Here is a 12796-nt window from a genome sequence, read left to right on the forward strand (position 1 = left end):
CGTTCAGCCCAGGTCGTAAAAGTCCCGGATCACGTCCCAGCCTTCCTCGGCGGTTTCCACCCACGAGATCAGCTTGAGGTCCTCGGCATTGATCACGCCTTCCTCGGCCAGCGCCTGGAAGTTGACGACCTTGCTCCAGAATTCCTTGCCATAGAGCAGGATCGGGATCGGCTTCATCTTGCCGGTCTGGATCAGGCACAGCAGTTCGAAGAATTCATCGAACGTGCCATAGCCGCCGGGGAACACCGCGATCGCTTTGGCGCGGAGCAGGAAGTGCATCTTGCGCAGCGCGAAGTAGTGGAACTGGAAGGCCAGCCGCGGAGTGACGTAAAGGTTGGGCGCCTGTTCATGCGGCAGGACGATGTTGAGCCCGATGGTTTCCGAACCTGCCTCACTGGCGCCGCGATTGGCGGCTTCCATGATCGAAGGCCCGCCGCCCGAGCAGACAACGAACTGACGCATGCCCTTTTCGACGATGGCGGCTTCGCTGGCGATGCGCGCCAGGTTGCGGGCGACGTCGTAATACTTTGATTTGGCTGCGAGGCTCTCGGCCACGGCCTTGCGTACTTCGGGGGCATTGGCGACCATTTCCGCCGCCTGTTCGGGGGAAGGAATCCGCGCCGAGCCATAGCAGACCAGCATCGAACCGATGCCGGCCTCTTCCATCAGCATTTCCGTTTTCAGCAGCTCCAGCTGAAAACGCACCGGACGAAGTTCCTCACGCAGGAGGAAATCGTTGTCGGTGAAGGCGAGCTTGTAGCTCGGGCTCTGGGTTTGCGGGGTGGCGGTGAAGTGGGTTTCTGCAAACCCTGCTTCCTGTTCCGCCTTGTAGAAACGGCGTCGGGTGAGCCGCTTGTCATCTGTATCTGTCATTAGCCCCTTTTCGGCCTTCGCGCCGCCGCTGTCAAAGGGCGAGACGGTTCGCCGCCATTCCGTAGCGGCGACCGGCAATGGGAAGGCGGTCAGGCAGCCTTGAGCTGGGGCCAGTCATCAGGGTCGAACGTGTCATCGCCCCCGTCCTCGGAAACGGCTGGCGTGGGCCAGTCCGCAGGAATGCCGGGGATCGCGGCGTACCAGGCGATCCAGTCGAAGCACGAAGCTGAGTTGGTTACGTCCATGTCCACACAGTGCCAGTGCCATGCTGCACAAAAATGACGGCGCACAGGATACAAGTGTAAAAAGCCTGCATGAAAACTGTATGTTTGTGGGCAAAATTAACCATTCCCTCACGGGTTCCCACCTAGGTGCAAACCCGCATGGCTTTGCGCTGAATGGCGAAAGGCTTTGTCTGGCGGGGCGCAGCCGTCACTTTCTTGATGGGGAAGAAAGGCTGCCTCCCTCCGAATGACTGCAATGGATTGCACCCGCAATCCGGCAATTTGGTGGGAACGAAATCCATGAAGAAGACACTAGCGTTCGCGCTGGCGCTGGGCAGCCTTGCTGCTGCCGGCCCGGCCTTCGCCCAAGCGGCGAATACTTCTACCGATACGGCCAGCGCTTCGGTGACGATCATTCGTCCCCTGACCCTGACCAAGACAACCGACCTTGCTTTCGGCCGCGTCGTCCAGCCCCGTTCGGGCACCGGCACGGTGTCGATCGCCAACAACAGCACGACGGTCGTCGGCGGCAGCGGAGCCGTCGTGCTCAGCGGCCTGACCACCAGCCATGCCGTGTTCGGCGTGAGCGGCGAAGGCAATCAGGTGGTCAACATCAGCTCACCGGCGACCTTTGACCTGTCAAACGGCACGGGCACGATCACCGTCACGCTGGCACCTGACTGGAACACCACGACCAACCAGGTGACGCTCTCGGGCGCGCTCGGCGCGGCCGGCAGTGCGACGCTGAACCTCGGCGGCAGCTTCAACCTGCCTTCGACGCAGTCGAGCGGTGCCTATACAGGCACGTTCAACGTCACGGTCGCGTACAATTGATCGACCAAGGCAAGGGCGGAGAAACGGAACCGATGCGCAAGACAGCAATGCTCCTGACCTCCGCCCTTGCCACCCTTTCAGGCGCCACCTTTACGGGGACTCCCGCTTTCGCGCAGACCACTGGCGCCTTCGCGCAGGAAGGCAGTGCTTCCGCACAAGGCAGCGTGGTGATCGAACAGCCGGTTGGCAGCGGCATTGCCTACAATGTCCTGACTTCTGCGCTGTCGAGCGTGTTCCTCTCGGGCCGTTCGGGTGATGCCGTGTCGCTGACCAGCGCGGTTCGCAGCGGTGATGCCGTGGTCTTGTCCGCCGATACCTGGCCGGTGTCGCTGGGCCGCGCCGCCGGCGCGCCGGGTCCGCAAGGGCAGGCGAACCTGCTGTTCCTCGCGCAATTCAACTAAGCGGGCCGGTCCTCCGGCCTGTCGATTCACATGATTTCAACGGGGCTGCAAGACATGAACCAGACAAGCCAGACGAGCCCACGCAAGCTGATGCAGGCCCTGCTGTGTGTTTCCGCCGCCTTGGCTGGCATGTCAGCCGCCAGTCCCGCGATGGCGCAGACCGCCCCTCCGGCGGTTGCACTTCCGGCCAGCGGCGCGGCAGATATCAATGTCACCCCGCGCCGGGTCATCTTCGAAGGCAACAAGCGCGCCGATGCGGTCTACGTGTTCAATCAGGGCACCGCCGAAGTCACGGTCGATGTCGCGCTGGTCGATAATGCCATGCTGCCCAGCGGCGAGATCGTGCCGATGGCGCGCATCGCCGAAAAGGGCCCTGAAGCGGCTGCGTCGGCGGCGCTGGTCAAGTCGGCGAAACCGCTGCTCCTCGCCGCGCCGAGCCGCCTGACACTTCCTCCCGGTCAAGGCCGGACCATCCGTCTTCGCGCCAGCGCTCCGGCTGACACCGCAGCGGCGGAATACCGCACACACCTGACCGTCACGACTGTGCCGCCAGCCGACAGTGGCCTCACTGCCGAGCAGGCCTCTGCCGTCCAGCGCGGCGAACTGGTGCTGCGTATCCAGTCGATCTTCGGCGTCTCGATCCCGCTGATCGTGCGCACCGGCGGGGTTTCCGCCACTGCCGCTTTCGGCCCGATGCGCACCGCTGAGGCCAAGGGCAAGCCGGTGCTGACCGTGCCGATCCGCCGCAGCGGCAGCGCCTCGCTTTACGGCAATATCGAAGTCCGTTCGGGCAAGACCGTGATCGGCAAGGTGCGCGGCCTTGGCGTTTATCCCGAAATCGGCGAACGCCTCGCCGAAGTCCCGCTCGACCGCGCCCTGCGCAAGGGCGAGACGGTGACCGTCACCTATTTTGCCGACGAAGCCAAGCCCGGCACAGCGCTGGCGGCGGGGAGCTTCACCGCTCCCTGATCCTGGATGTTTGGTCGAAACATCCTCCGTGCTTTTGCGCTGCTGCTTGCGACCGCCCTGCCGGTCGTGGGCGCAGCTGAGGCGCAACCAGCTTCCGCCGCGTCGGAGCCTGATCAGCTGTTGCTCTATGAAGTGCAGTTGGGCGGCACCACGCTCACTGAATCGCTGAGCGCCTATGGCGACGCTGCCGACCCGCTGCTCCCGCTGGGCGAATTGTCGCGCCTGCTCGAAATCAATCTGGATGTGCAGCCGGCACGCGGTATCGTCACTGGCCGGCTGGGTGAAAACCAGCGTTCGATCACCATCGACCTCGCCGCTGGCAAGGCGCTGTTGGGCGGACAGGTGATCGCGCTGGTCCCGCCTGATCGCAAGGTCACCCCGACCGAGATTTACCTGCGTGCCTCGCTCGTCGCCAAGCTGCTGCCGCTGCGTATCGCGGCTTCTGAAAGCGAGATGACACTGACCCTGACAGCGACCGAGAAGCTGCCGATCGAAGCGCGCCGCGAACGCGCTTCGCGGCTGGCCGGGCTGGGCGCGATCACGGCCACGCCCGATGACGTGCTGCGGGTGCAGACCCCCTATCGCTGGGCCAGCCTGCCCTCGTTCGATTTCGGCGTAGAGCTTGGCGCGGACAGCAGTCTTGGCCATGCCGTGACCCGGCTTGAAGCGCGCATGTCGGGCGATCTTGCCCGCACCGGCTTTTCCGGCTGGTTTGCCACCGATGAAGCCGGCAAGCCCGCCTCTGCCCGGATCACCGCCACGCGGCGCAGCGCCGAGGGCGATCTGCCGCTGGGCGCGACTTATGCGGCGGCGGGCGACGTTTATGCGCCGGGGCTGGCGCTCGGCCCGCGCAGCCAGGCCGGTGCCGGGTTCGTCGTCTCCTCTGCCCGGATCGAGGACAGCAGCGTTTTCCAGCACATCGACCTGCGCGGCGAATTGCCGCTGGGCTATGATGTCGAGCTTTACATCAACGATGTCCTGCGCAGCGGACGGCAAGGCTCGGCCACGCTGGGCCGCTACGAATTCCGGCAGGTCCCGCTGACCCGGGGGCGCAACGTGGTCCGCGTCGTGCTCTATGGCCCGCGCGGCGAGCGTGACGAGCAGGTCCGCGTGATCAACGTCGGCGGCGGGCAGCTTGCCGCCGGCCAGACGGTGATTGATGCCGGCATCGTCGTGCAGGACCGCGCGCTGATCTCGCTCGATGGGAGTGGCGGCCTGCTGGGCAACAAGGCGCGCGATTCCTTGCGCGCGGTGCTGGGCGTGACGCACGGGGTGTCGGCCGGGCTGACGGTCAATGCCGGGCTCGGGATCTACCAAGACTACACCGGCCGCCGCCATGAAGTGCTCACCGCTGGCCTGCGCACAGCGCTGCTCGGCATGGCGGTGCAGGGTGATCTCGCGCATGATCTGAAAGGCGGAAATGCCCTGTCGCTGGCAGCGGCTGGCGAATTCGCCGGGATCAACTTCGTCGGCCGCCATTCCGAATATTCGGGTGGCTTCAACGACGAGACCAATTCCGCCTGGGATCTCAACCGCCCAATGAAGCGGTTCGATGAACTGACGCTAGATTTCGTGCTGCCGCTTCCGGGGGCAGGCCGCCTGCCGATCTCGGCGCTGGCCAGCCGGGCCCAATATGCCGATGGCGGCACGACTTTCCTCGCCCGCGCGCGTACTACCGCAAGCGTGGCCAGCACCTTGATTGCGCTTGGCACCGACTACCGCCGCCAGACCGGCCCGGGCGGGACCAGCGAGCAGTTGACCGGCAATGTGTCGGCCATGCGCTTCATCGCCTACAAGTGGCAGCTGCGGGCGACGGCGGACTATTCGCTGGCGCCGCGCGCCAAGCTGGAGACCTTTGGCGTGACAGTGGACCGCACGCTGGGTGAGCGCGCCAGCTTCCGGCTGGGCGCTACGCGTTCATTTTCCAGTCGCGATACCGCTTTCGAGGCTGGTATCACCGCGCGCCTGCCCTTTGCCGATGCCACGCTGGGCGGAAGCTGGTCAACCGGCCAGCGCAACTGGCGCGTCGGTGTCCAGTTCAACTTCGGATTGGCGTTCGATCCGGTGCGTGGCGGCTACCGCGTCACCTCGCCGGGGCCTGCCAATGGCGGAAGCGCCTCGTTCCTCGCCTTTCAGGATGACAATGCCAATGGCCGGTTCGATTCGGGTGAAAAGCCGGTTGCCGGGGTGGCGCTGCAAGGCGCGGCGCGGCCCATGGTGACTGACGCTCAGGGCCGCGCCTTCATCACCGGGCTGGGCGACGGCGGCATGGCCAACCTGCGCGCCGACATCACTGACGCCGATGCCGGCTTCGTCTCCGCGCCGCCGCAGAACGTGGTGCTGGCACCGCGTGCGGGCCATGTCGCGACGATCCTCTATCCGCTGGTGCCCACCTCGGAAGTTGTCTTCCGCGTCAATTTCCGCCAGCAGGATGGCACCATGACCGGCCTTTCCGCAGTGATGCTGCGCCTGATCCCTGAAACCGGCGCGCCGATTGCCGGCAAGACCGAATTTGACGGTACCGCCGTGTTCGATGGCGTGAAGCCGGGAACCTACCGCATCGCGCTCGATCCCGAACAGGCCACCCGGCTGGGCATGACGCTCGCTGGCCCTGGCTCGGTGCGGATCGGCAGCGATGGACGCACGGTCCAGCTTTCCGGTGAAGCCCGGTTCGAAGCGAAGGTGGCGAAATGACCTGGCTGCGCCTTGCCTTCATGGCGCTGATCGCCGCATTGGCGTGGAGCGGTGCGGCTCACGCGCAGACTTTCACGGTTACTTCGATTGGCGCTGGCAATTTCGGCAACATCGTCGCCGCGCCCACCGGCCAGTCGATATTCCGCGCCAGCGCTGCAACCGGTACGGTCACCAAGCTTTCGGGCAATGCCGTGCGGTTGTCATCCGCGAGCGTTCGCTCGCTGGTTACAGTGGCCTGCGGTAACCAGGTAGCCTGCATCACGTCGAATGCCCAGCTGACCATCACGGTGACCGGCACCCCAACCGGGCGTGCCGCTGCGCTGCAGAATTTCACTGTCTCCACCTCAGGTGCCACTGCGTCGATCGCTGTTTCACCGGGCACCGGCAGCTCGATTACTTTCCAAGTCGGCCCGGTTGGCCGCAATGCGTCGAAGACCTTCTGGCTAGGCTATGACTTGCCAATCAATGGCAACAACACCGCCGGACTGACCGGCAACGCGACATCCAACATGGTCATCACCGTTTCGCGAGTAGGCGGCGGTACACCCTCATCGACGTCCGGCACCACATCGGCGCAGGTGTTTCGCGGCATCGCCGTCACCCGCAGCGCCAACCTCGCCTTTGGCCGCATTGTCCTGCCGCGCAGCGGCAGCGGCACGGTCAGCCTTGCGCCAACAACTGGCGTGATGACAGTGACCGGCAATGGCACGGCGGCACTCGGCACCCCTGCTCCCGATGCGGCGAGCTTTGCCGTCAGCGGCGAAGGCGGCCAGGCGGTTTCGATATCGGTGCCGACCACCTTTACCATGACCGGCGGAGCCAATGCGATCACCGTCACCACAATTCCGTCGCTCAGCGGCGTGCAGGTGCTGTCCGGTGCGCTCGGCGCGGCGGGAAGTCTGTCGTTCGATGTCGGGGGGAGCTTTCCGCTGACCTCGGGCACGCCCTCGCAAGCCTACAGCGGCACCTTCAGCGTAACCGTGGCCTACAACTGAGCGCACATAGGAGCATCCGCAGGCACGGGGCGTGAGTGCCGATGATGTCCGGAAAATGGATGCCCCGCGAGGACTCGAACCTCGATAAACGGAATCAGAATCCGGTGTCTTACCATTAGACGACGGGGCAACGCAGTGCGCGCGCTTAATGCCGGGTCCCAGCCGGGTCAAGCGCATTTGCAACCATTGCTTGCCCCATGCGCGCCTCACTACTAGGATGGCGCACGATGCCTGCCCTTGGGGCGGGGAAACGATGTTCGAGTAACTGACCATGGCGGAATACCATCCGCCGGCAATGCGCGAGGAGGCTGGGCACAGCGAGGCGGAAGGCAGACGCGGCACACCGGAAGGATTCACCGGCAGCCCCATTCCGCATCAGGGCCCATCCCAAGGCCCGCGCATTTCCGGTGGCTTATCGGAAACAAGCGGCGATTCGCCGGATGCTTTGCCGCGCTCGCAATACGCGGGGCCAAGGGTGGGGCAGCGGCAGGCCTATGCCGCGATCGATCTTGGCACCAACAATTGCCGGCTGCTGATTGCGCGTCCATCGGGCGAGCACTTTACCGTGATCGATGCCTTCAGCCGCGTCGTGCGGCTGGGGGAAGGTCTGGCGCAGTCGGGCCGCTTGTCCGACGAAGCCATGGACCGCGCGGTCGAGGCGCTGCGGGTCTGCGGCGAAAAGCTGCGCAAGCGCAATGTCCACCTCGCCCGCTCGGTCGCCACAGAGGCCTGCCGCCGCGCCAGCAACGGCATGGATTTCATCGAGCGTGTCCGCGAGGAAACCGGCATCCACCTCAACGTCATCACCGCGCAGGAAGAAGCGCGGCTGGCCGTACTCGGCTGCCACATCCTGCTCGAATCGGGCGAAGGCCCGGCGATGATCTTCGACATTGGCGGCGGTTCCACCGAACTGGTGCTGATCGAAAGCGGGCCGACCGTGCCGCGCATCCTCGACTGGCATTCGGTGCCTTACGGCGTCGTTTCGCTGTCGGAGACCTGCGGCGAGGAAGGCGCGGGCGAGGCAGCACGAATCGAGCGCTATCAGGCCATGCGCAAGCTGGTGCGCGACAGTTTTGCCGATTTTGCCCAGCGGATTTCGCCCAAGCGGCTGAGCCGGCCGATCACCGAACTGCGCCTGCTGGGCACCAGCGGCACGGTCACCACGCTGGCCAGCCTGCACCTTGATCTGCCGCAATACGATCGCCGCGCGGTCGATGGCCTGATCGTGCCGTCACAGGACATGCGCGCGATCAGCGAGAAACTGTCGTCGATGTCGCCCGAACAGCGGCGCGAACTGCCCTGCATCGGCCGCGAACGCGCCGACCTGGTGGTGGCGGGCTGCGCGATTCTCGAGACTATCCTTGACCTCTGGCCGGCCGACCGGCTCGGCGTCGCCGATCGCGGTATCCGTGAAGGCATCCTCAGGAGCCTCATGGCATCAGGCGGCCACCCCGGCCATGCCCGCGCCGTGTTGCAGAAACTGGAACGCTGATGAGCCGCTCGGGCAAGAATCCCAACGAGAAGCTGAAGTCCGGTAAGGGGCGTTCGCAAAGCTCGGTGCGGTGGTTGCAGCGCCAGCTCAACGATCCCTACGTCAAGCAGGCCAAATCCGACGGCTATCGCAGCCGCGCGGCTTACAAGCTGGCGGAACTGGACGACCGCTTCGGCCTGATCAAGTCGGCGAAACGCGTGGTCGATCTTGGCGTGACACCCGGCGGCTGGAGCCAGATCGTCCGCCAGCGCAGCCCCAAGGCCGGCGTCGTCGGTATCGACCTGCTGCCCACCGATCCGATCGAGGGCGTGATCCTGTTCGAAATGGACTTCATGGATGACGAGGCCCCCGCCGCGCTTGAAGCGGCGCTCGATGGCCCGCCCGACCTCGTCCTGTCGGACATGGCGGCGAACACCGTGGGCCACAAGGCGACCGACCATTTGCGCACGATGGGTCTGGTGGAAGCCGCCGTCGATTTCGCGATCACCACGCTGGAACCGGGCGGGGCCTTCGTCGCCAAGGTCTTCGCCGGGGGCACGGATGGGGACCTGCTGGCGATTCTCAAGCGCAATTTTACCAGCGTGAAACACGCCAAGCCGCCCGCGAGCCGCAAGGATTCGTCGGAGTGGTACGTAATTGCGCAGGGGTTCAAGGGGACCTGAGATCATCCCCGTCCCGGGGAGGATTGGCCTTACTTCTTATCCGCCGGAGCCGCTGCTGCACCCTCAGCCGGGGCCACAGCCGCCGGTGCGGTAGGAAGCGGCAGGTTCGAGCCTTGCGAATTGAGATAAACCATCAGGTTCGCGCGTTCCTGCCCATCGCTAAGCCCGGCGAAGCTCATCTTGGTGCCTGCCGCGAACTTTTTCGGGCTGGTCAGCCAGTCATTGAGGTTGGCCCAGTCCCAGTTGCCGCCATGGCCCGACAGATCTGAAGAATAGCCGAACCCGGCCGCGTGTTTGCCGACTGGCTTGCCGACTACGCCAAACAAGTTCGGTCCGATGCCATTGGCCCCGCCAGCAGCGATGGTGTGGCACGACGCACACTTCTTGAAAGTCGCTTCACCCTTGGCCGGATCAGCGCTGGCGAGCAGCGTTTCGATTGGCACGGCGGCAGCTTCGCCTTCGCCCGCCTCTACCACGCCGGCGATCGGGTAACCGCCTTCGTGCGGGGCGTGTGGCTTGTCGGCGCTGAAATAGTGGCCCGAGAGGCTCGCCGCGCCGAGCGCGACAATCCCTGAAAACAGCACCCAGCCGGCGATGGTATTGAAGCGGTCTTCCATGGAGTGGCCCCGTTGGGAATAGTGTATTGCGGTTCGCGCGTCGCTCTAGTGTCGCGCCCGTCGCAGCGCAAGCCCCGGCGGATGCAACAGCCATTGCAGCGCGCGCACTTGGCGCTTAGCGGTAGGCCATGTTTTCATCGCTCCTGATCGCCAATCGCGGCGAAATCGCCTGCCGCATCATCCGCACCGCGCGGGCCATGGGGATTCGCACCATCGCAGTCTATTCGGACGCCGATGCCAAGGCATTGCACGTGCGGAGCGCCGATGAGGCGGTGCATATCGGGCCGTCGCCTGCGCGCGAATCGTATCTGGTAGGCGAGAAGATCATCGCCGCCGCCAAGGCCTCGGGCGCGGAAGCGGTGCATCCGGGCTACGGGTTTCTCTCGGAGAATGCAGAATTCGCCCAGGCGGTAATCGATGCCGGGCTGATCTGGGTCGGCCCGAACCCGGCGAGCATCACCGCGATGGGGCTGAAGGACGCGGCCAAGAAACTGATGGCCGCCGCCGGGGTGCCGGTGACGCCGGGCTACATGGGCGAGGATCAGGACCCGGCGCATCTGGCAATCGAGGCAGGCAAGATCGGCTATCCGGTGCTGATCAAGGCGGTCGCGGGCGGCGGCGGCAAGGGGATGCGGCTGGTGGAAAGCGCGGGCGATTTCGCTGATGCGCTGCAATCGTGCCAGCGCGAGGCGGCGTCTTCGTTCGGCAATGCCCACGTGCTGATCGAGAAATACATCCAGCGTCCGCGCCATATCGAGGTGCAGGTATTCGGCGACAGCCATGGCAACGTCGTCCACCTGTTCGAGCGCGACTGCTCGCTCCAGCGCCGCCACCAGAAGGTGATCGAGGAAGCCCCCGCGCCGGGGATGGACGAAGCGACCCGCGAGGAGTTGTGCGCGGCAGCAGTCAAGGCGGCGAAGGCGGTGGACTATGTCGGTGCCGGGACGATCGAATTCATCGCCGATGCCTCGGAAGGCCTGCGCGCGGACCGGATCTGGTTCATGGAAATGAACACCCGGCTGCAGGTCGAACATCCCGTGACCGAGGAGATCACCGGGGTCGACTTGGTCGAGTGGCAGCTCAGGGTGGCGAGCGGGGAAGTGCTGCCGCTGATGCAGGAGGAGCTGAGCATCAACGGCTGGGCGATGGAAGCGCGACTCTATGCGGAGGATCCGGCAAAGGGGTTTTTGCCCTCGACCGGTCGGCTTGGGACGTTCAAAATTCTGGCACCGAATCGCACCGAGACCGGCGTCGAGGAAGGCGATGCCATTTCCCCGTTCTACGATCCGATGGTTGCCAAAATCGTGGTGCACGGGCTCAATCGCTACGAGGCGTGGAAAGGGCTTCGCAAGGCGTGTGGTATGACGCAGGTCTCTGGCGTTACTACCAACGCGGGTTTTCTCGAACGGCTTTTGGGCCAACCCGCATTCATCGATGAAGACATCGACACCGGGTTCATCGCCCGGCACGCAGCCGATCTGGAGGTGCCGGACGAGCTCCACGAGAACTTGCTCGACGACGCCGCAACAATTCTCTTGGGAATGAGCTTGAACCCGACCGCAAGCTGGCATCCACCTTCAATCGAGTATTCCTATTTCGACAACTTCGAAGCCGATCCGTGGCGACAGAACTACGGGTTCAGGCTCAACGCCGAATGGGGTCGCAGCATTCCAATGAACGTCGGGGGTGAAACGATCCGCCAAGAACTGCCCGACGACTATTTTAAGCGACGCGTCGAGGGTAGGCGAAGCAGCGACGGTGCAGTGGTATTTCGGGGCGGAGAAGCGCTTGCGGTTCGGACGCGCTGGGAAGGCTCAGGCCACCACCACGCCCACGACGGCGATATCCTCTCGCCCATGCCGGGGAAGATCATCGCGGTCGAGGTGAGCGAGGGTCAGGCGGTGACCAAGGGGCAGAAGCTGCTCACGCTCGAGGCGATGAAGATGGAGCACAGCCTGGTCGCGCCGTTCGACGGGACCGTGGCCGAGCTCTCCGCCGTGGCCGGCGCGCAGGTGCAGGTCGAGGCGCTGCTGGCGCGGATCGAGGCGCTCTCCGAATAACCCACAATTCGTCATTGCGAGGAGCGCAGCGACGAAGCAATCCAGAGCGTTTGTGCGTGACGCTCTGGATTGCTTCGCTACGCTCGCAATGACGAGGTTTGGGGATTGGGAAGGATTCGCGTGTGACCTGGCAGCCCGAAGTCGACGAACTCGCCCGCCGCCGCGAATTGGCCGAAGCGATGGGCGGCCCCGAAAAGGTCGCCCGCCAGCACGCACGGGGCAAGCTCGACGCCCGCCAGCGGATTGTCGGACTGGTCGATGCGGGATCCTTCCGCGAGATCGGCAAGATCGCCGGCAAGGGGCATTACGACGAGGCAGGCCAGCTCACCGGCCTCTCCCCCTCCAACCTGGTGTTCGGACGCGCCAACATCGAAGGCCGCCCAGTGGTCGCCTCTGCCGACGATTTCACCGTGCGCGGCGGGGCGGCGGATGCGGCGATCCACCGCAAATTCGTCCAGTGCGAGAAGATGGCGCTCTCGCTGCGCATCCCGCTGATCCGGATGATCGACGGCACCGGCGGGGGCGGATCGGTCAAGACGCTTGAGGACATCGGCGCAACTTACGTGCCCGCGACGCCGGGCTGGGACACCATCGTCAGGAACCTCGAGACCGTGCCGGTGGTCGCGCTGGCGCTCGGGCCGACCGCAGGCCTGGGCGCGGCGCGGGTGGTGGCGAGCCACTATTCGGTGATGGTGCGCGGGCTTTCGCAAGTTTTCGCGGCGGGTCCGGCGGTGGTCGAAGCGATCGGCGAGGCCAGCGACAAGGAGAGCCTCGGCGGCAGCGACATCCACACCCGCAACGGCGTGGTCGATGACGAGGTCGCCAGCGAAGCCGATGCTTTTGTGCGCGCGCGCCGCTTCCTGTCCTACCTGCCCTCCAGCGTCGGCGCGCCCGCCCCGCGCACCGCCTGTCAGGACCCGACCGACCGCCGCGAAGAGAAGCTGCTCAGCATCGTCCCGCGCGAGGCCAAGCAGG

The 12796-nt window shown here is 65.1% G+C and carries 12 protein-coding genes and 1 tRNA gene; 9 read left to right on the forward strand and 4 right to left on the reverse strand.

Annotated elements, in window-relative coordinates:
- Window positions 1-3 precede the first annotated feature (3 nt).
- A complete protein-coding gene (locus RMO89_RS17230) occupies window positions 4-873 on the reverse strand; it encodes a TIGR00730 family Rossman fold protein (protein ID WP_310534674.1) in 870 nt (289 codons plus the stop codon).
- An 89-nt stretch (window positions 874-962) separates the two neighbouring features.
- Window positions 963-1118 carry a hypothetical protein gene (locus tag RMO89_RS17235; protein WP_310534675.1) on the reverse strand — a complete coding sequence of 52 codons (156 nt, stop codon included), beginning with the start codon at window positions 1116-1118 and terminating at the stop codon, window positions 963-965.
- Window positions 1119-1397: 279 nt separating this feature from the next.
- Between RMO89_RS17235 and RMO89_RS17240 the strand changes: the two genes are divergently transcribed.
- Genes RMO89_RS17240 through RMO89_RS17260 form a run of 5 tightly spaced genes read left to right on the forward strand, consistent with a single transcriptional unit; the run spans window position 1398 to window position 6990 of the window.
- Window positions 1398-1931, forward strand: a complete 534-nt coding sequence (locus RMO89_RS17240) for a DUF4402 domain-containing protein (RefSeq protein ID WP_310534676.1) — start codon at window positions 1398-1400, stop codon at window positions 1929-1931.
- Between the two features lie 32 nt (window positions 1932-1963).
- Window positions 1964-2332: a hypothetical protein gene (locus RMO89_RS17245; RefSeq protein ID WP_310534677.1), complete on the forward strand. Its 369-nt coding sequence runs from the start codon at window positions 1964-1966 to the stop codon at window positions 2330-2332.
- A gap of 54 nt (window positions 2333-2386) precedes the next feature.
- Window positions 2387-3301, forward strand: a complete 915-nt coding sequence (locus tag RMO89_RS17250; RefSeq protein ID WP_310534678.1) for a hypothetical protein — start codon at window positions 2387-2389, stop codon at window positions 3299-3301.
- Window positions 3302-3307: 6 nt separating this feature from the next.
- A complete protein-coding gene (locus RMO89_RS17255; RefSeq protein WP_310534680.1) occupies window positions 3308-5995 on the forward strand; it encodes a hypothetical protein in 2688 nt (895 codons plus the stop codon).
- On the forward strand, window positions 5992-6990 hold the full coding sequence (locus RMO89_RS17260) for a DUF4402 domain-containing protein (RefSeq protein WP_310534681.1): 999 nt from the start codon (window positions 5992-5994) through the stop codon (window positions 6988-6990). Before RMO89_RS17255 ends, RMO89_RS17260 begins: the two co-directional genes overlap by 4 nt.
- A 56-nt stretch (window positions 6991-7046) precedes the next feature.
- Here the strand turns inward: RMO89_RS17260 and RMO89_RS17265 are convergent.
- Window positions 7047-7120, reverse strand: a tRNA-Gln gene (locus tag RMO89_RS17265).
- 141 nt (window positions 7121-7261) lie between these two features.
- On the opposite strand from RMO89_RS17265, the gene RMO89_RS17270 reads away from it, so the two are divergent.
- Both RMO89_RS17270 and RMO89_RS17275 read left to right on the forward strand, forming a co-directional pair.
- Entirely contained in the window at window positions 7262-8482 is a 1221-nt protein-coding gene (locus tag RMO89_RS17270; protein WP_310534682.1) for a Ppx/GppA phosphatase family protein, read from the forward strand.
- Window positions 8482-9144: an RlmE family RNA methyltransferase gene (locus tag RMO89_RS17275; protein WP_310534684.1), complete on the forward strand. Its 663-nt coding sequence runs from the start codon at window positions 8482-8484 to the stop codon at window positions 9142-9144. Before RMO89_RS17270 ends, RMO89_RS17275 begins: the two co-directional genes overlap by 1 nt.
- 29 nt (window positions 9145-9173) lie before the next feature.
- Here the strand turns inward: RMO89_RS17275 and RMO89_RS17280 are convergent, their stop codons facing one another.
- Window positions 9174-9761, reverse strand: coding sequence for a cytochrome c family protein (locus RMO89_RS17280; protein WP_310534686.1), 588 nt, complete (start codon window positions 9759-9761; stop codon window positions 9174-9176).
- A 128-nt stretch (window positions 9762-9889) separates the two neighbouring features.
- On the opposite strand from RMO89_RS17280, the gene RMO89_RS17285 reads away from it, so the two are divergent.
- Window positions 9890-11821, forward strand: coding sequence for an acetyl/propionyl/methylcrotonyl-CoA carboxylase subunit alpha (locus tag RMO89_RS17285; protein WP_310534687.1), 1932 nt, complete (start codon window positions 9890-9892; stop codon window positions 11819-11821).
- Window positions 11822-11943: 122 nt separating this feature from the next.
- Window positions 11944-12796: carboxyl transferase domain-containing protein (locus tag RMO89_RS17290; protein WP_310534688.1), on the forward strand; the 853-nt coding region annotated here is incomplete at its 3' end.

Origin of the sequence: Novosphingobium sp., assembly GCF_031424035.1 — a bacterium.
Taxonomy (GTDB): Bacteria; Pseudomonadota; Alphaproteobacteria; order Sphingomonadales; family Sphingomonadaceae; genus Novosphingobium.